This is a genomic window from Lentzea flaviverrucosa (assembly GCF_003350445.1).
Lineage (GTDB): Bacteria > Actinomycetota > Actinomycetes > Mycobacteriales > Pseudonocardiaceae > Lentzea > Lentzea californiensis.
In genome coordinates, this window is sequence record NZ_QQAU01000001.1 from 1,057,447 (window position 1) to 1,076,272 (window position 18,826).

Annotated in this window: 16 protein-coding genes and 1 pseudogene; 7 read left to right on the forward strand and 10 right to left on the reverse strand. The window is 70.0% G+C overall.

Annotated elements, in window-relative coordinates; translation table 11 throughout:
• Positions 1-77: 77 nt before the first annotated feature.
• Positions 78-845 (reverse strand): polyprenol monophosphomannose synthase, encoded by a 768-nt coding sequence (locus tag DFR72_RS04795; RefSeq protein ID WP_090063850.1) that lies wholly within the window; start codon positions 843-845, stop codon positions 78-80.
• Complete coding sequence (gene lnt / locus DFR72_RS04800; RefSeq protein ID WP_245982518.1) at positions 829-2,376, reverse strand: apolipoprotein N-acyltransferase; 1,548 nt, start codon at positions 2,374-2,376, stop codon at positions 829-831. Before lnt ends, DFR72_RS04795 begins: the two co-directional genes overlap by 17 nt.
• Before the next feature lie 265 nt (positions 2,377-2,641).
• Between lnt and DFR72_RS04805 the strand changes: the two genes are divergently transcribed.
• Together DFR72_RS04805 and DFR72_RS04810 are read left to right on the forward strand one after the other, a co-directional pair.
• A complete protein-coding gene (locus DFR72_RS04805) occupies positions 2,642-3,244 on the forward strand; it encodes a TetR/AcrR family transcriptional regulator (RefSeq protein WP_090063849.1) in 603 nt (200 codons plus the stop codon).
• 113 nt (positions 3,245-3,357) lie between these two features.
• A complete protein-coding gene (locus tag DFR72_RS04810) occupies positions 3,358-3,552 on the forward strand; it encodes a PspC domain-containing protein (RefSeq protein ID WP_090064506.1) in 195 nt (64 codons plus the stop codon).
• A gap of 434 nt (positions 3,553-3,986) precedes the next feature.
• Here DFR72_RS04810 and DFR72_RS04815 read toward each other — a convergent pair whose 3' ends face one another.
• Positions 3,987-4,766 (reverse strand): bestrophin-like domain, encoded by a 780-nt coding sequence (locus DFR72_RS04815; RefSeq protein WP_090063848.1) that lies wholly within the window; start codon positions 4,764-4,766, stop codon positions 3,987-3,989.
• A gap of 262 nt (positions 4,767-5,028) precedes the next feature.
• Between DFR72_RS04815 and DFR72_RS04820 the strand changes: the two genes are divergently transcribed.
• The 5 genes from DFR72_RS04820 (at position 5,029) to DFR72_RS04840 (ending at position 11,459) form a co-directional block, all read left to right on the forward strand.
• A complete protein-coding gene (locus DFR72_RS04820; RefSeq protein WP_090063847.1) occupies positions 5,029-7,092 on the forward strand; it encodes a hypothetical protein in 2,064 nt (687 codons plus the stop codon).
• Between the two features lie 73 nt (positions 7,093-7,165).
• Positions 7,166-7,720, forward strand: coding sequence for an EF-hand domain-containing protein (locus DFR72_RS04825; RefSeq protein ID WP_090063846.1), 555 nt, complete (start codon positions 7,166-7,168; stop codon positions 7,718-7,720).
• A gap of 1 nt (position 7,721) precedes the next feature.
• Positions 7,722-8,438, forward strand: a complete 717-nt coding sequence (locus DFR72_RS04830; protein ID WP_090063845.1) for a GNAT family N-acetyltransferase — start codon at positions 7,722-7,724, stop codon at positions 8,436-8,438.
• 52 nt (positions 8,439-8,490) lie between these two features.
• Entirely contained in the window at positions 8,491-10,887 is a 2,397-nt protein-coding gene (locus tag DFR72_RS04835) for an ATP-binding cassette domain-containing protein (RefSeq protein ID WP_090063844.1), read from the forward strand.
• A gap of 17 nt (positions 10,888-10,904) precedes the next feature.
• Positions 10,905-11,459, forward strand: a complete 555-nt coding sequence (locus tag DFR72_RS04840; RefSeq protein ID WP_090063843.1) for an EF-hand domain-containing protein — start codon at positions 10,905-10,907, stop codon at positions 11,457-11,459.
• Here the strand turns inward: DFR72_RS04840 and DFR72_RS04845 are convergent.
• The 7 genes and pseudogenes from DFR72_RS04845 to DFR72_RS04875 form a co-directional block, all read right to left on the reverse strand.
• Positions 11,456-11,890 carry an SRPBCC family protein gene (locus DFR72_RS04845; protein WP_090063842.1) on the reverse strand — a complete coding sequence of 145 codons (435 nt, stop codon included), beginning with the start codon at positions 11,888-11,890 and terminating at the stop codon, positions 11,456-11,458. The two genes, DFR72_RS04840 and DFR72_RS04845, sit on opposite strands and share 4 nt — an antisense overlap.
• Before the next feature lie 9 nt (positions 11,891-11,899).
• Entirely contained in the window at positions 11,900-13,039 is a 1,140-nt protein-coding gene (locus DFR72_RS04850) for a Glu/Leu/Phe/Val dehydrogenase dimerization domain-containing protein (RefSeq protein WP_245982519.1), read from the reverse strand.
• 25 nt (positions 13,040-13,064) lie between these two features.
• Positions 13,065-14,081: pseudogene (gene rho, locus DFR72_RS04855) on the reverse strand (transcription termination factor Rho); the annotation flags it as partial.
• A 260-nt stretch (positions 14,082-14,341) separates the two neighbouring features.
• Positions 14,342-14,902 carry a DUF4360 domain-containing protein gene (locus DFR72_RS04860; protein ID WP_090063839.1) on the reverse strand — a complete coding sequence of 187 codons (561 nt, stop codon included), beginning with the start codon at positions 14,900-14,902 and terminating at the stop codon, positions 14,342-14,344.
• 10 nt (positions 14,903-14,912) lie between these two features.
• On the reverse strand, positions 14,913-16,949 hold the full coding sequence (locus DFR72_RS04865; protein WP_090063838.1) for an acetate--CoA ligase family protein: 2,037 nt from the start codon (positions 16,947-16,949) through the stop codon (positions 14,913-14,915).
• A complete protein-coding gene (locus DFR72_RS04870; protein ID WP_090063837.1) occupies positions 16,946-18,112 on the reverse strand; it encodes an acyl-CoA dehydrogenase family protein in 1,167 nt (388 codons plus the stop codon). The genes DFR72_RS04865 and DFR72_RS04870 overlap by 4 nt, the downstream gene beginning before the upstream one ends.
• Positions 18,113-18,379: 267 nt before the next feature.
• Positions 18,380-18,733: a GntR family transcriptional regulator gene (locus tag DFR72_RS04875; protein ID WP_245982520.1), complete on the reverse strand. Its 354-nt coding sequence runs from the start codon at positions 18,731-18,733 to the stop codon at positions 18,380-18,382.
• Positions 18,734-18,826 lie beyond the last annotated feature (93 nt).

Here is an 18,826-nt window from a genome sequence, read left to right on the forward strand (position 1 = left end):
ACACGTGCGAGGGGAACGGGAAATGACGGCCGCCGCTTCGGACCGTCCACGACGAACGGTCCGAAGTGGCCGCGCGACTACTTCCTCTTGCCGGTGAACAGGTCCTTGACCTGGTTCCCGCGGCGGCGCAGGCCCCACTTCGTCACGCGGATCAGTGCCTCGCGGACGATGTTGCCGCTCATCTTCGACTCGCCGAACTCGCGCTCGAGGAACGTGATCGGCACCTCGCGCACCCGGAAGCCCAGTTCCAGCGTGCGCCACAGCAGGTCGATCTGGAAGCAGTACCCGGCCGACGCGACCGAGGCGAGGTTCAGCTTGCGCAGGGTGTCCGCGCGGAACGCCCGGTAGCCACCCGTCATGTCGCGGATGTTCGCGCCCAGCGCGAGCCGCGAGTACAGCGAGCCGCCCAGCGACAGGAACTTGCGCTGCGCCGGCCAGTTCACGACCTCGCCGCCCGGCACCCAGCGCGAGCCCAGCACCAGGTCGGCCTTCGGCAGGGCGTCGAGCAGCCGGTGCAGCTGCTCCGGGGCGTGCGAGCCGTCGGCGTCCATCTCGCAGATGACGCCGTAGTTGCGGTCGAGCGCCCACTGGAAGCCCGCGACGTACGCGGCGCCCAGCCCGGCCTTCTCGGTGCGGTGCATCACGTGGACGCGGTCGTCCGCGGCCGCCATCTCGTCGGCGAGCTGGCCGGTGCCATCGGGGCTGCCGTCGTCGACCACCAGCACGTGCACGTCGGGCAGTGCCGTGTGCAGCCTCTTGACGATCTTTCCGATGTTGTCCCGCTCGTTGTACGTCGGGATCACCACCAGCACCTGCCCGAGTTCCTGGTCAGGCTGCTGCGCCATTCGAGTCCTTCCGTCGTCGGGTGAAGCCCAGCGCCAACGCCGCGAGGCCCGCAGCGGTAATCACCCACTCGGGCCAGGCTCCTAGCCAAGTCGCCAGAGTAGTCTGCGACCGCAGCGGCAGTGTCGCGACCAGGGCACCAGGCTCGAAGAGCCCAGTCTTCCGAGTGACGGAACCGTCGGGTTCGACGATCGCGCTGACCCCCGAGGTGGCCGCCACGACCACGGCCCTGCCGTGCTCCACCGCCCGCAGTCTGGACATGGAAAGCTGCTGGTAGGTCATCTCCGTGTACCCGAAAGTGGCGTTGTTCGTCGGGATCGCGATGATCGTCGCGCCGGCCGTCACGGAGTCGCGGACCACTGAGTCGAACGCCACTTCGTAACATGTGTCAAGTGCGACCTTCGCGGGCCCCATGACGAAACCCTCCGGGTCCGTGCCGGGCTGGAAGACGCCCGCCCGGTCCACCTCGGAGGCGAACAGCCGGAAGAACGACCGCATCGGCATCGTCTCGCCGAACGGCTGCAGCTTGCGCTTCGTGTAGGTGTCCGTGGGCCCCTTGCCCGGCTCCCACAGCACCACGGTGTTGCGCGGCAGCCCGTCGTTCTTGTCGAGGATCACCGCGCCCACCGCGATCGGCGCCTTGATGGCGTCGGCGGCCGCGTCGAGCACCGCGGCGGCGTCCGGGTTGCGGAACGGGTCGATGTCCGACGAGTTCTCCGGCCAGATGACGATGTCGGGCTGCTTCTCCGTGCCCGCGGCGACGTCGGCGGCCAGCTGCCGGGTGCGCTTGGCGTGGTTGTCGAGCACGGCCCGGCGCTGCGCGTTGAAGTCGAGCCCGGCGCGCGGCACGTTGCCCTGGATCGCGGCGACGGTGACGGTCCCCGCGGAGGCGTCCACCCCCACCGGCACCACCAGGCCCACGACCAGCGGCACCGCGAACAGCGGCAGGCCGAGCTTCCAGTTCTTCACGAGCCAGAACAGCCCGAAGCCGGTCAGCACCACCGCGAACGTCACCAGCGGCGCCCCGCCCAGCGACGCGAGCGGCAGGAACCAGCCCTCCGGCTGCCCGAACGCGATCTTGCCCCAGGTGAAGCCGCCGAACGGGACCACACCGCGCAGCGCCTCGTCCGCCACCCACAGGCACGCGGCCCACAGCGGCCAGCCCGGCACGCGCGACGCGAACGCCATCGCGGCCGTGCCGATCGAGATCATCAACGCGCACACCAGAGCCAGCGGCAGCCACGCGATCAGGCCGACGAACTCACCGGTCCACTGCAGCAGGGGCACCATGAACCCGAGCCCGAACAACAGCCCGTACCCGAATCCGGCGCGCGCACGCCTGCCGTGGATCACGTGCGCGAGCAACGCGAATCCGACCGGCGCCAGGAACCACAGCGGGCGCGGCGGGAAGCTCAGGTAGATCAGCACGCCGCCGGTGACGGCGAGCGCCATGCGCGACAACACCGGACGGCTCACTCTTCGCCTGCGCGCGGGCAGTTCCGGCGATTCCGGCGCGATGGGGGGTGCGACCACCGGATCAGCGTACGAGCCGTGGGCGTGCGGAGGACGTACGACCCACGCCGGCCTCGTGCGGAGCGGCCTTCCGGGGACGGTTCGCAGTGGACAGCCGAAGGGCCGAACCTGCGTTGAGCGGAACGGCCGATGGCCGGTTGAGCTGCGCCGGTCCGCAGAGGTGACGATCCTTCCCGCACCGCCTCCAGTCGAGACGGAAAAGGTCGACGAGCACGAGCTCCGTTCCCCGTTTCGGTATGGTTCGGGCTAAATCAGGAGGTGACGGATGCCCCGTCCAAGCGTGGAAGCCGAACGCAAGGCGCAGATCCTCGCGTCCACCTGCAAGGTGATCGCGGCTGAGGGCTTCCGCCATCTCCGGGTGTCCGACGTGGCCAAGGACGCCGGCGTGTCCGGCGGCACGGTCCACTACTACTTCGAGACCAAGCGCGAACTCACCGACGCGGCCTTCGAGCACTGCTTCGAGGTCTCGGTGGCACGCCGCCGCTGGATCCTCGAGTCCGACGAGCCGCCGCTCTCGCGCCTGCGCATGGTGGTCGAGTCGTACCTCCCCGAGGGCGCCGAGACGGTCGAGGCGTGGAAGGTCTGGGTCGAGCTCTGGGTCGAGGCCATCCGCAACCCCGAGCTGCAGGAGCTCAACGAGCGCTTCTACGGCGAGTGGCGCGACATCGTCGCGAGCATCTTCCGCGACGGGCAGGCCTCCGGCGACATCCACCTGTCCGGTGACCCGCTCGAACTGGCGAACATGATGGTCAGCATGCTCGACGGCCTCGCGCTCCAGGTGCTCGCGGGCTCGCGGGCGATGACGGTGGACACCATGCGCACCACGTGCCTCAGGTTCGTCGACCAGCTCTCGACCGCCAACGTCTGACAGCCCGCCGCTGTTGCGGTCCGGACCCCTGAGATCGCGTGACCTGCCTCATCCGGGTCGAACCAGGGTTGGTCCCGATGTGAAAGATGCCTGACAGCGGGCATCCTGGGTACATGACCACGACAGTTGCTTTGAGCAGGCCCAGGACCAACCGGATGATCGCGGGTGTCTGCGCGGGGCTCGCCCAGCGCTGGGGGATGAAGGCGGGCACCGTGCGCCTTCTGTTCCTGCTGTCCTGCCTTCTGCCCGGACCGCAGTTCGTCGTCTACCTCGTTCTCTGGGTGATGCTGCCCGACCGCGGCTACTGACCGGCGGCCATCAGCTCGCGGTAGCCGGGGATCGGGGCGCCGCCGGCCTTCTCGAACAGGAGCGCCTCGCTGAGGCCGACACGCGTGCCGTCGCCCAGGCTCCTGTTCGAGGTCCACAGGTTCGCGCGCAGTCCCTCGTTCTCGACGGACGGGACGTCAGTGGACCGCAGCGGCTCGCCGGTGCCCCGGTGCTACTCGGCGACCGCCGTCCAGAACCTGTCGACCTCCCACACGACGAGGCAGCGCGGCCCAGGCACCGCCCGGTTCGCGGCCACGTACGCCGCCATCGTGGCGGCGTGCAGCTCGCTCTGGTCCTCGACGTGCTTCCAGGTGAACCCGGCCGACTCGGGCCAGCCGCTGCGGCGCGGTCCTGCGTCCCCACGCGGGGCGCAGGTTGTCGCCGAACTCGTGACCCAGCACAGTGGACACTCTTTTCACCGGTTCGCCTCCACGGGTATCCCGGCCAACTCTTCCGTGACACTCGTGAACGCCTCCGGCTCCACCCGCAACACCCCGTCGAACGGCTGCGTCATCCCCGCGCACAGCACGCAGACGAGCGCCAGCACGGCCGAGGTCAGGCTCATCTGCAGGATGTGCCGCTTGCGCGCCGTGAACCCGATCATCATCGGGAACACGACCATCGCGACGGCCCCCGCGATCGTCCCGATCAGCATGATCCGGCCGGTGTTGTCCAGGCCGCCGGCCGAGTCCAGCCGGTCGCGCCGCAGGTCGGTGATCTCCCGCATCCGTTCCAGCGACCGCTCGCGCGCGCTCTTCACCTGGTCCGGTGACGCGGGCAGCGACAGGATCTCGGTGTGCAGCGAGTTCAGCGTCTCGCTCGTCCTGTCGTCGGACTCCCCCGCCGCCAGCTTGGGCCATTCCCGCTCCGCCACCAGTTTCGGGTACTCGGTGAGCAGTGAGCGGATGTGGTCGCGTTGCGGTTGCGGCATCACGGCGGTCTGCCAGTAGACGTCGGCGACCGCGGCGGCCTCGCGCGAGGCGTTGTCCCCGGCGGCGCCGCTCTCCTCCCAGACGATCACCACGTAGAAGGCCAGCGCGACGATGAACAGGCCGCTGATCACCGCGCCGAGGAAGCCGCGCGAGTCCGCGTCCCTGTCGTCGGCCTGGTCGTGGGCGCGGGAACGCCCGAACAGCAGGAGGGCGAGCGCGGTGACGACCACCGACGCGAGAACGATGACGAGCCCGGTCCACATGGTCTCAATCTCCCCACAGCGGACACCGTTTGACCACCAACACCACGCTTCCCGGCACTCTTCCCCGCCCGGAAAGAGCAATGGGTGTTGATCAAGTGCACAGCAAGTCCACTTCGGACAGCCGACGTGAAAGCCTTGGACACGAACAGGAGAACCAGCGATGTCCGTCCCGGACGGAGAGTGACGACGCGGTGATCAACGGGCGGTGACAACGCCGTCCAACCATGCCAACCTGTGCGCCGACCCGACCGGAAGGCCTGGCATGCGTGTACCGATCCTCATCGCCGTCGTGCTGCTGGTTCCGCTGCTCACCCCGGGCCCGCCGGTCGCCGCGGCCGAGGTGTGGCGCACCCAGTTCGACGAGGCGGTGTACGGAGACGTCACGGTCGTCGGCAACTCCGTCCTGACCTGCCCGACTCCCGAGCAGGCGGGACCGGACCCCAAGTACTCCCCGAAGTCCTGTGTGGACGCCCTGCACCGCAAGGGGCACGGGCCCTCCGCGCTGAACAACGGCCACCGCATGTCGTGGACGGACGTCGACGACGACCCGGCGACGGTCACCTCGTCCAGCGCCCAGCTCGCCATACCGGCCGGCGCGACCGTCGCCTACGCCAAGCTCGGCTGGGCGGGCAGCGCGACTTGCCGCGACGACGTGCCGCCACCCGGCACCCCGCGGGACCCCGTCACGTTCAACGGCACCCGCGTGAGCCCCGGCCGGTTCGTCATCGACGGCCCGGACGGCCTCTCCCACACCGACAACGCCTTCTACAGCGCCGAAGCAGACGTCACGCGGGCGTTGACGAGCGGCACCGTGACGGTCGGCAACGTCTGGGCGCCGCAGGGGTTCGACTGCTTCGGCGGCTGGTCGCTGACGGTCGTGTGGAAGTTCGCGAACGCCACCGCGGCAGCACCCGCGAAGCGGCACGTCGCGGTGCACGGCGGCCACGTCCGGCTCCCCACCGGGAAGCCGGTGCTGCACACCCCGATCGCGCCGACGCACCCCACCGGCGGGGACATCCGCGTGGGGGTGACCGCGTACGAGGGCGACTGGGCAACGGACGGCGACCAGATGCTGGTCAACGGCACCGCGGTCGGCGGGCGCAACGCGTTCGTGTCGTCCGCACAGGGCGCCGCGTACCCCAACAACATGAGCGTCGACGCGCGCACCGTCACCGTCGACGCGAGCGTCCTCAAGCCCGGCACGAAGAGCGCCGACCTGGCCTTCCGGAGGGACGAGGACGCGTTCCTCGTCCAGAGCATCGCGTGGTCGTTCCCGCTCCCCGAGCTCACCCTCACCGTCGACCCGGCCACGCCCGTCGCGCACCCGAAGGACACCGTCGCGCAGACCGCGACGGTCACCAACGCGGGTGACGCACCCGCGACAGGCGTGACCGTGTGCGGCCAGCAGGTCGGCACGATCGCCCCGCGTGCCACGGCGACGCGCACGTGCTCGTCCACGGCGGCCGACGACGACTACCCCACGACGGTCGCGGCGAGCGGCACCAGTCTCGCCGGTGATCCGCTCGCGGCGCAGCGGTCGTCGACCGTGGACGTGCTGCACCCGGCGTTGCGCGCGACCACCGCGACCGAACCGGTGACGGCGCTCCCGGGCCAGGCCGTGAAGTTCACGACGACGGTCACGAACACTGGCGACACCCCGCTCTACGGCCTGGCCGCCCGTGCGGCCGCCGGGTGCGACCCCATGCAGGGGCAGCTCGACCCCGGCGCCACCTCGAAGGTGGACTGCACGGCACCGGCGGGCGACGAGAGCGGTGCGCTGACCGCGACCGTCTCGGCCGCCGACAGGATCGGCGGCAAGGTCGAGGCGTCGGCGTCCGTGCGGGTCGAGGTGATCTACCCGCGGCTGACCATCAGCGCGGTCTGGTCGAAGGACCGCGCGCGGGACGGCGAGGTCGTCACCGTCACGGTCACGGTCGGCAACCCGTCCGGGCTGCCGATCGAGAACGTCCAGGTGAACGGCGAGCCCGCCGCGTGCCGCCGGACGTTCGCGGTGCTGCCGCCCCGCTCCCGCGTCACCTACACCTGCCAGGTCACCGCGCCGATGAACTCCCGGCTGACGGTGTCCGGCGCGGGTGCCGGCGGCGCGATCGGCGAGAGCGCGGTCGTCCGGATCGAGTCGCTGAGCGCCCCGCTCCCTCCCGACCCCGAGCCGCCCGCCCCGGCGCCGGACGTACCGGCGCCCCCGCGGCCGGTCGCGCACGTCCAGCAGGTGTCGAAACCCGCGGTCGGCGGTGTGGCGGCGATCATCGGGATGATCGGCATGGTCGTGGTCGCGAGCGCGTTGTCCGGGCTGGGGCGGCGCTGAGGCCCCGCGAGTTCGGTTTCGCGGTGTGAACACCGACGTGTTGCTTCAGAGCCGGATGCGGTAGAAGGGTCCTGTGGAGATCACCGCCTTCCTCGACCGCAAGCTCGCCCGCAGGTTCCGGACCTACGACACCGACGGCGACGGGTACGTCGAGCGGGACGACTTCACCCAGGCGGCCGAGCGCACCACGAAGGCGTTCGGGCTGGCGGCGGACGACCCGAAGGCCGTGCGGTTCCACGACATGCTGATCGGGCTGTGGGAGCACCTGGCGTCGGTCGCCGATCTGGACCGCGACGGGCGCATCAGCGTCGAGGAGTACAAGAACGCGTTCGCCAACGGGCTGCTGGAGACGCCGGAGTCTTTCGACGAGGGTTATGTGCCGTTCCTGGACGCGGTGATGGCGGTCGCGGACGAGGACGACGACGGCAAGCTGACGCTCGAAGAGCACGTGAAGTGGACCGGCGCGTTGATGAACCTCTCGGAGCGCGACGCGCGCGGGATCCACGACCTGTTGTCCGACGAGGACGGCCTGCTGTCCACACAGGCCCTGCTGGCGGCCATCCGGGAGTTCTACTTCTCCGAGGATCCCGCCGAGGCGGGGAACTGGCTGCTGGGGTCGTTGGACTGACGTGCTGCTGAAGACGCTGCAGGAGTGCGCGGCGCGGGCCCAGCCCGCCGCGCACGTCGAAGAGGCGGGCGGCTGGTGGCTGCGGCACTCCCCCGGCGACGCCTGGTGGGTGAGCGCGGTCCTGCCGCACGACCGCGAGGACCGGGTGGCCCAGGCCGAGGAGTTCTGCGCCGAACGCGGGTCCGGGGCGCGGTTCCAGATCACGCCGGGCGTGTGCGCGGACGACCTCGACCGGACGCTGGACGACAGGGGTTACGCGCGGGGTCACGACATGTCCCTGCAGATCGCGTCGACCTCCGAGGTGCTGCGCCAGTCCCACTCGGACGCGGGCGAGGTGACGACACGGCCGACCGGCGAGTGGCTCGCGGCGTGGCAGGCCGTGACCACGAGGGACGTCAGCGCCGAACGCGACCTGCTCAGCCGCGTCGAGCACCCGTCCGCCTACGCGCACGCCGAGGTGGACGGCCAGGTGGTGGCCGTGGGACGCGCGGTGACCGAAGAGGGGTGGGCAGGGGTGTTCGGCATGGCGACACTCCCGCACGCACGTGGTCAAGGCGCCGCACGGTCCGTGCTCGCCGCACTGGCCTCGTGGGCGGCCGCGCGCGAGGCGAACCACATGTACCTGCAGATGGAGAAGGCGAACACCACGGCGTTCCGGCTGTACGAACGGACGGGGTTCCGCGAGGTGTGCACCTACCACTACCGGATTCGCGGATAACCAATCAGGAATCAAGAAGGCAGAGCCGAGTGGCGCGAGTTAGCTTTGCGCCATGACCAGGACAGCACCGGCGGCGCATGATGCCGACACCCACGACCTGATCCGCGTGCAGGGCGCGCGGGTCAACAACCTGCGCGACGTCGACGTGGAGATCCCGAAGCGCCGGCTGACGGTCTTCACCGGTGTCTCCGGGTCCGGCAAGAGCTCGCTGGTGTTCGGCACCATCGCCGCGGAGTCGCAGCGGCTGATCAACGAGACCTACAGCGCGTTCATCCAGGGGTTCATGCCGACGCTGCCGCGCCCCGAGGTGTACCTCCTGGAGGGCATCACCACGGCGATCCTGGTCGACCAGCAGCGGATGGGCGCCGACCCCCGCTCGACCGTCGGCACCGCGACCGACGTGAACGCGATGCTGCGCATCCTGTTCAGCCGCCTCGGCACCCCGCACATCGGTGGCCCGCAGGCGTTCTCGTTCAACGTCGCCTCGATCTCCGGCGCGGGCGCCGTGACGATCGAGAAGGGCGGCCAGAAGGTCAAGGAGCGCCGCGAGTTCTCCATCACCGGCGGCATGTGCCCGCGCTGCGAGGGCCGCGGTCAGATCTCCGACATCGACCTGACCGAGGTCTACGACGAGACGAAGTCGATCATGGAGGGCGCCATCAAGGTGCCCGGCTACAACGTCGACAACCAGTGGACCGTGCAGACGTTCGCGCAGTCCGGTTTCATCGACCCGGCCAAGCCGATCCGCAAGTACACCAAGAAGGAACTGCACGACTTCCTGTACCGGGACCCGGTCAAGATCAAGGTCAACGGCATCAACCTGACCTACGAGGGCCTGATCCCGAAGCTGCAGAAGTCCATGCTGTCCAAGGACCGCGAGGCGCTGCAGCCGCACATCCGCGCGTTCGTGGACCGCGCGGCCACGTTCGGCACGTGCCCGGACTGCGGCGGTACCCGCCTGACCGAGGCGGCGCGGTCGTCCAAGATCAAGGGCGTCTCGATCGCGGACCTGTGCGACATGCAGATCACCGACCTGGCGGACTGGATCCGCGGTGTGAAGGACAAGTCCGTCACACCGCTGGTGGACAAGCTCGCGCACACCCTCGACTCGTTCGTGGAGATCGGTCTCGGGTACCTGTCGCTGAACCGGCCGGCGGGCACGCTGTCCGGTGGCGAGGCGCAGCGCGTCAAGATGATCCGGCACCTCGGGTCCGCGCTGACCGACGTGACGTACGTGTTCGACGAACCGACGATCGGGCTGCACCCGCACGACATCGAGCGGATGAACAACCTGCTGCTCCGCCTGCGGGACAAGGGCAACACCGTGCTCGTCGTCGAGCACAAGCCCGAGACGATCGCCATCGCGGACCACATCGTCGACCTCGGTCCCGGTGCCGGCCGGGGCGGCGGCACGATCTGTTACGAGGGGTCGCTGGAGGGGTTGCGCAAGAGCGACACCGTGACCGGCCGCCACCTCGACGACCGCGCGTCGCTCAAGCCGTCCGTGCGGGAGCGGACCGGGGTGCTGGAGATCCGCGGGGCGTCCACGAACAACCTGCGCGACGTCGACGTCGACGTCCCGCTCGGGGTGCTGACCGTGGTCACGGGTGTGGCGGGCTCGGGCAAGTCGTCGCTGATCCACCGGTCGCTGCCGCGCGACGCCGGTGCGATCGTGGTCGACCAGACGCCCATCAAGGGGTCGCGCCGGTCCAACCCCGCGACCTACACCGGTCTGCTGGAGCCGATCCGCAAGGCGTTCGCCAAGGCCAACGGCGTGAAGCCCGCGCTGTTCAGCGCGAACTCCGAGGGCGCGTGCCCGAACTGCAACGGCGCCGGCGTGGTGTTCACCGACCTCGGCATCATGGCGACGATCGAGTCCCCCTGCGACGTCTGCGAGGGCAAGCGGTTCGACCAGGCCGTGCTGGAGTTCAAGTTCGGTGGCCGCGACATCTCCGAGGTGCTCGCGATGCCCGTCGCCGAGGCCGTCGAGTTCTTCGGCTCCGGTGAGGCCCGCACTCCCGCCGCGCACGCGATCCTGGAGCGGCTCAACGACGTCGGCCTCGGCTACCTGTCGCTGGGCCAGCCGCTCACGACCCTGTCCGGCGGCGAACGCCAGCGCCTGAAGCTCGCCACGCACATGGCGGACAAGGGCGGCGTCTACGTGCTGGACGAGCCGACGACCGGCCTGCACCTGGCCGACGTCGAACAGCTCCTGGCGCTCCTCGACCGCCTGGTCGAGTCGGGCAAGTCGGTGATCGTGATCGAGCACCACCAGGCCGTGATGGCGCACGCCGACTGGATCATCGACCTGGGCCCCGGTGCCGGTCACGACGGTGGCAAGGTGGTGTTCGAGGGCACCCCGGCCGACCTGGTCGCCGGTCGCACGACGCTGACCGGCGAGCACCTCGCGGACTACGTGGGCGCCCCGGTACGCAAGAAACGGCGCTGACGGGGTACACAAGGGGCATGAAGATCACGCCGTTCCTGGACCGCAGGCTCAGCCGCAGGTTCGAGACCTACGACAGCGACGGGGACGGGTACGTCGAGCGCGCGGACTTCGACCTGGCCGCCGCCCGGCTGACCTCGGCGTTCGGCCTGACCGACGACGACGTGCGGGCGAAGCGGTTCCACGAGCAGCTGCTGGGCGTGTGGGGCCACCTCGCCGCCGTGACGGACACGGACGACGACGAGCGGATCAGCCAGGCCGAGTACCGGACGGCGTTCGTGCGCGGACTGCTGGGGCGCCCCGAGGCGTTCGACGACGTCTACGTGCCGTACCTCGACGCCCTGCTGGACGTCGCCGACCACGACGGCGACGGCCGGCTCGGCGTGGACGAGCACGTGCGGTGGTCCACGGCGTTGATGCACATGTCCGAGGACGAGGCACGGGCCGTGCACGCGCGGCTCGACCACGACGGTGACGGGCTGATCGGGACCGAGGACCTGCTCGCCGCCTGGCGGGCGTACTACTTCTCGGAGGACGAGGACGGGCCGGGAGCCTGGCTGCTCGGCCCGCTCTAGCCCTGGGCCTGGCTCTGCTCGGCGACCTTCTTGATGGAGGCGGCCTCGGTCTCGACGTACCGCCTGGCCCGCGCCTTGGTCATCAGCCAGCCGATCCCCGCGAGCGGGCCGGACACGGTCAGCGCGAGGGTGAGCCGGGTGCCGCCGGGATGCGGCTCGACGACGTGCGAAGCGACGCCCAGAACGCCGGGGGACTTCGACTCCCAGGTGTACGAGGTGCCGTCGGTCAGTTCGGTCACCGTCCACACGGCCTCGGGCAGCTTCGGTTGCCGGAGGCGGGCGCTCGAGCCGACGGCGAACGGCCCTTCGTCCAGGCGTTGCACGGAGTCGACCGTCGGGATGCGTTCCGGCCAGCGCTCGACGTCGACGAGGACCGCCCAGACGCGTTCCGGCGGGGCCGAGATCGTGATCGTGTGCTCCAGGCCTGGCATGCGCCGAGTCTACGACTCGGGGAACCGCAGTTCGATCTCCTTCACCGCGGCGGCCGCGAGGTGCCGTGCCGCTGCTCGCGGTGACGGCTCGCTGATGATTGCCGTGACGAGCCGGCGCATGGTGGTGCCGATCTTCTCGAACGCGGACTCGGCCGTGGGTTCGACGTCGCCGAACAGGGTCCACCACCACCAGGAGTTCGTGGCGGAGTTCGCGACGACGTCCGGGATGACCAACGCGTCGATCATGGCCTCCGCTTCGGGTGTCACGGGCATGTTCGCCGCTTCGACGACCAGCTTCGCCCTGACCCGTCCCGCGTTGCCGCTGTCGATCGCGTAGCTGGTCGCGGCGGGGACGAGGACGTCCGCTTCGACGTCGAGCCAGCTGTCGCAAGGCAGTTCCTGGTCCTGCGGGCGGAGTTTCGTCCTGTCGATGGCGCCGTGCGCGTCGCGGGACAGCAGCAGGGTCTCCACGTCGAGCCCGGCCGGGTTGGCCACTACGCCGTGGACGTCGGCGAGCCCGACGATCCTGACTCCCGCCCTGGCGAGGTACCGGGCGGTGGCACCACCCATCGATCCGAAACCCTGCACGAACGCGGTGGGGTCGTGCAGGTGGAGGTGTTCGATGCCGGTCAGCGCGGCCTCGGCCACCCCGTAGCCGCCGGCCAGTTCGTCCAGGCCGACACCGTCGACGGTGACCTGGAAGGCGTCCGCGAGGCGTTGCCTGGCCTTCTTCTCGTCGTCGAGCAACGGGTAGACCGCCTGGATCGACGACTGGAGGCCGATCTTCGCGATGGCCTCGTCGATCGCGGACTGCCGCAGCCCGAGGTCCTCCCCCATCGTCCAGAAGCGTTCGACGTAGGGGGACATGGCGTACAGGTAGGCCGTGAGGACGTCCTTCGCCCGCGGGTCGTAGGGGTCGAAGTCGATGCCGCCCTTCGCGCCGCCGAGCGGCACGTAACGCGCGTCCGGGTCGTAGTTGAGGGCTTCCTTGGCCGTCATCCCCTCGGCCAGCCCCCGGACCTCGTCGAGGGTGCAGCCCGCGCGCATGCGCAGACCCCCGCTGCTGACCCCGCGCACCAGCCGGTCGATGACGAGGTAGCCGCGCGCTTGTGTGGCCGGGTCGGTCCACGTGACCTGGAGGAAGCTCATCGCCGTCAGTCAACCACCTGCGGCGTCACCTCGACATCTGCATGAGGAACTCGGCGTTGCTCTGCGTCTTGCGCAGTCCGTCGACGATCACGTCGATGTCCCGGTCCGCCATCGCCCGGCGCAGCGCGTCCGTGATGACGAGTTCCTGCTGCGACACCAGCAGTTCCGCCTTGCGCGTGCTCGACTGGTGGAGGTCGATCGCGGGGTAGATCCGCCGCTGCGCCGCCTTGCGGTCGAGCTTCAGCTCGGCGTTGCCGGTGCTCTTGAGCTCCTCGAAGATCGCGGTGTCGGCGAGCGACCCGGTCTCGACGAGCGCGGTGGCGAAGATCGTGAGGCTGCCACCGTCCTCGATGTTGCGCGCCGAACCGAGGAACTGCTTCGGCGGCGTCAGCGCCCTGGCGTCGATGCCACCGCTGAGGATGCGCCCGCCGTTGGGCTGCGCGAGGTTGTAGGCACGCCCGAGCCGCGTCAGCGAGTCGAGCAGGATCACCACGTCCTGACCGTCCTCGACGAGCCGCTTGGCCCGCTCGACCGCGAGCTCGGCGACCCGGATGTGCTCGTTGGGGTGCTCGTCGAAGGTGGAGGTGAACATCTCGCCCGGAATGGTGGTGCGCATGTCGGTCACCTCCTCCGGCCGTTCGCCGACGAGCGCGACGATGAGGTGGGCCTCGGGGTGATTCTTGGCGATCGCGGCCGCGATCTGTTGCAGCACAATGGTTTTACCCGCCTTGGGCGGCGCGACGATCAACGCCCGCTGCCCCTTGCCGACCGGCATGACCAGGTCGATCGCCCGGCTGGTCAGCTCGTTCGGATCGTGTTCCAGCCGCAGCCGTTCGTTGGGGTAGAGCGGCGTCAGGTCCTCGAACCGCGGCCGCTTGTGGGGCGCACGTCCGTTGACCGTGTCGACGCCGACGAGCTTGTCGCCCTCGGCCTCGCCGCTGATCTGGTCGCCGCGCCGCAGGTCGTACTGCCTCACGAGACTCTGCGGGACCTGCGGCCCGTCCACGAGGAACGCCTTGTTGTTACGTACGTCGAGTACACCGATGTGCATCGGGTCTGTCCTTTCAGGAGGGTTGTTCGAGACGCGCTTCGTCGACTTCGCGCACGAGGTGCGACGGGAGGAGAGCGCTGCAGATGCCGTTGATCCGACTGCATCTGATGTGTGGGGCCACCGGCATGAGAAGCTGGCGGTGGTGGCTGCGGCGTTGTGATCGTCCAGCAGCTGATCGGAGCTTACGTGCGCTTAGTGGCGCACCGCCGGGTACAAACGGACTGTAGCAGAGAACGTCAACAGCGCGCTTGTTATTCCGCGCACTTCTTCCACGAGAGCCGGAACGTCGTGCTCACACTCGAATCGGTCGAGTCCATCGTCATGAAGCTGCCGCTGCCCTTGCCGGTGAGCTTCAGCTCGGTCTCCACGGCCAACGGCTTGCGGTCCTTGCACGGCCCGTGCGCCACCCCGCTGGGCGTGTCGGTCACCTGCCAGTTGTCACTCATCGGTGCCTGATACGTGTGGCTGCTGTGCCGTGTCGGGAATCCGGGGAACCAGTAGTCGTTGCGCACCACACCGCGAGCCTTGTCGGTCAGATGCGCGAACCCGCGGTAGTCCGTGGCCGCGATGCCGAACGTGTACCCGGCCGCGTGGTTGATCCGCAGGGCGATCGTGCAGCTCCGCTTGGCCTCGTTCCCGTTGCCCTGCACCAGGAAGTCGCTGTAGGTGACCGTGAACGCCTCGTTGTCCAGCGACATGGCGACGTTCGTCGTGCCGGCCGGGCACCCCGAGCCGCTGACACCGGCGACCTCGATCGTCACCGGGCCGGGTGGCGGCACGAGGAAGGCCAGCAGCGCCACCACAACCAGCATCAGGGTCTCCTCACGTCACTGCAGGAGAACCTATCGGTGCCCGCAATCCCGCAATCGGAGCAGCCGGAAGGTCACGCCACGCGTGGTCCACCGTCCTCTCCGCAGGGATGATCAACGCGTCCACGGCCAGCACGCCGTCAGAGCCCACGCGCACGGGGTTCAGCTCGATCTCGGCGAGGTCCGGCCTGGCCGCGAGCGTCTCGGAGACCTGGGCGATCACCTCGGCCAGCGCCGCCACGTCGGGTGCCGGGGCACCGCGCCAGCCCGACAGGAGCGGAGCGCACGTGAGGCGTGCCAGCATGTCCCGTGCCGTGGCGGGGGTCACGGGGGCGAGCTCGATCGCGGTGTCCCTGAACAACTCCGCGTGCACGCCGCCCGCGCCGACGAGGACGACCGGGCCGAACGAGTGGTCGCGCTTCGCGCCGATGATCAGCTCGACGGTGTGCTCGCGCGTGTCCATCTCCTCCAGGACGTACGTGCCCGGGCCGAGTCTCGCGCGCATCTCCTCGAACGCCGCCGCGGGGTCGGTCAGGCCGATCCGCACCCCGCCGTGCTCGCTCTTGTGGGGCAGCCAGTCGGCTTTGAGCGCGAACGGGCCCTTCAGGGCGGTGGCGATGACATCGGCGGTGGTCGTGACGGCGTGGGCGTTCGGGAACTCTACGAAGCTCAGCAGTTCGCGGGCCGCGAGGTAACCGGGGCGGAAGGGAATGGCGGTCGCGGTGCGTGGCACGACCTCCAGTGAGCTCCTGCCCAGCTTGCTCGCGTGGCCCAGGGAGGCGACGGCACGTTCGATCGTGAGCTGCACGGGAATGCCGCCCGTCCGCAGCGCGCGTACCGCGGCGGAGTCTTCGCGCATGCTGTGCACGACGACGGTGACTCCGGTTTCCCTTGCCAGCGAACAAATCCGGGCAGCCACCGCCACCTCGGACTCCTCCAGTGACGGCGTGTCGGGCCCGTAGCTGCCGAAGTAGCCCGACAGCACCACCGCGTCGACCTCACCTCCGCGTGCCAGCACCTCGACCGCCCTGGAGTAGTTCGCCAGGTCCTGCTCCCCCGCCCCGGCGAGGTCGATCGGGTTCCGCGTCGACGCGCCCGCCGGCAGACCGTCCACAACGGACAGCGCGGGCATCGTCAGGCCCGCTGCCACCGCGAGGTCCGCCGCGATCGCGCCCTGTCCGCCCGAGTCGGAGACGACCCCGACCCTTCCCCCGCGTGGCACCCCGGACGTCAGCACCGCCGCCAGGTCCACGAGAGCCGCGGGTGTCGTCACGCGGACCGCGCCCGCGCGGCGGCAGGCCGCGTCCACCACGTCCGAAGGTGACGTCAGGGCGCCGGTGTGCGTGCGGGCGGCTTCCTGAGCCGCGACCGACGTTCCGACGGTCAGCAGCACCACGGGTTTGCCGGCCGCGCGCAGTTCCGACATGGCCGCCACGGTTCCGGGGCCGAAGCTCTCCAGGTAGACCCCCACGACGGTGGTCAGGTCGTGGGACACCAGGTCCAGCAACGCTTCCGTCGCCGTCACGTCCGCCTGGTTGCCCACCGAGACGAACCGCGAGACCCCGGTGCCCGACGACGCCGCGAGCCCGGCGATCTCCAGCCCGACCTGCCCGCTCTGCGACACCACGCCCAGCGAACCGGCCTGGAACCGGCCCCAGGCGAGGTGCAGCGACGTCGCCGCGTCGAACACGCCCAGGCAGTTCGGCCCGAGCAGCCGCGCCCCCGCGGCACGGATCCGGCGGATGACGCGGTCGTCGATTCCCGAGGTGATGCCGACGAAACCGCGCACACCGGCCGCCAGCGCCTCGTCCACCACGGCGGGCACGTGTGCCGCGGGCACGGCGAGCACGACCAGTTCGGGAGCCTCGGCGAGTTCGGAGAGCGAGCGCACGGTGGGCTGGCCCAGAACCGCGCCACCACCGCGGTTCACCAGGTGCACGGCGCGGCGGTCGTGACCGACGAGCGCGCCGCGCGCGAGCCAGTGGCCCCACTTGGCGGGGTCGTCGCTGGCGCCGACGACGGCGACGGACGCGGGATCGGAGAAGATCATCTCTCACCGAGGCCGCGGGAGATGATCAGGCGCTGGATGTCCGAGGTGCCCTCTTCGATCTCCTCGAGCTTCGCGTCGCGCATCCAGCGCTCGACGGGGTGCTCACGGGAGTACCCGTAGCCCCCCAACGTCTGCACGGCCGCGTGCGTGCACCACATGGCGTTCTCCGAGCCGGCGAGCTTGGCCATCGCCGCCTCCTGCGTCACGGCGTGTCCCGCGTCGTACAACGTCGCCGCGCGCACGGTCAGCAGGTGCGAGGTGTCGACGCGCGTGGCCATGTCCGCGAGCCGGAACGCCACCGCCTGGTGCTCGATGATCGGCACCCCGAACTGCACGCGCTGCGCCGCGTAGGAGGTGGCGAAGTCCAGCGCGGCACGGGCGAGCCCCGTCGTGGCCGCGCCGATGAGGATGCGTGACGCGTCGAACGTCCGCATCAGCCCGGCGAACCCCTGCCCCTCCTCGCCGAGCCGGTCCTCCACGGGCACGCGCACGTCGTCGAGGAACACCTCGGCGTTGACGATCGCGCGCTGCCCCATCTTCCGGAACGGCGGCCCGACCGTCAGCCCGGCCGCGGAGCGCGGCACGACGAACGCCGTGACACCGCGGGACCTCAGCGACGGGTCCACCGTCGCGAAGATCACGAACATCTCGGCGTACGGGGCGTTGGAGATCCAGGTCTTCTGCCCGTTCAGGACGTACTCGTTCCCCTCGCGCCGCGCCGAGGTCCGGATGCCCGCCGCGTCCGACCCGCTGCCGGGCTCGGTCACGGCGACGGCGGTGAGCGGCGGGCACGCGTTCCCCAGCGGGCTGAGGAACCGGTCCTGCTGCTCGGGCGTGCCGAGGTGCTCGACCGGTGCGCCGAAGAAGCCGTTGGAGGTGACCAGGTTGCCGATGCCGATGTCGCCGTGGCACAGCTCCTGCTGGACCAGCACCTGGGTCAGCAGGTCGGTGACGCCACCGCCGCCGAACTTCTCGGGGAGCATGAACGACGTCAGCCCGAGCGCGGACGCCTTCTCCCACACGTCGAGCGGTGACTCGGTGTCGGCCTCGTCGACGGCGCGCCCCCGCGGCCGGATCTCCCTGGCGGCGAACTCCCTGGCCACCTCGACGAACTGCTCCTGTTCGGCCGTGAGCCGCAGGCCGTCGCGGACGGTCCGCCCCATCGCGCACTCCTAGATTGACTGACGAATCAGTTATTCACGATCCACGGGGCAGCCTAACCGCGCCGGGGCGTGCAAGGAGGGTCGCGAACGGGTGACTACCAGGGCAAACGCACAACGGTGAGTCGGTCCGGCCGACGTGCCGCGAGCCCCGAAGGAGTATTGATCACCTGCATGGAGCAGCCCGGGGTCCAGGGGCGCCCCGACGCAGCGAGAACGTGATCATGGCGGTGGCCGATGTGGAACTTCACCGTTCCCGAAGCGGCAGTTCTACGACCGCAGGGCCGCTCGCACGATCTCCATGGCCTCCTGGGACGAGAGCCCGAGCTCCGCGGACATCGACGCGTACTGGGCCGCCGCCGCACGCACCCGCTCGCGGTTGCTGTCGCCGTTCGCGCTGACCACCGTGCCGGCACGGCCCCTGGTCTCCACGAGGCCGGCTTCCTCCAGCTCGCGGTAGGCACGAGCGACCGTGTTCACCGCGAGACCCAGGTCTTTCGCCAGGGCACGCACCGTGGGCAGCTTCGCACCCACCGGCAGCTCTCGATTCGAGATGGCGTGCGCGTAATGCACGCGCACCTGCTCGTAGGGAGGTGTCTCCCCCTGGTGGTCGATCTTCACCACGCCGCATCCTCCCCGCATGTAGCTACTTCTGTATTGACCAACGGGAGAAGGCGGCGAAGGTTGCGGTCGATTCAGCTCAAATTGGTCTGATCC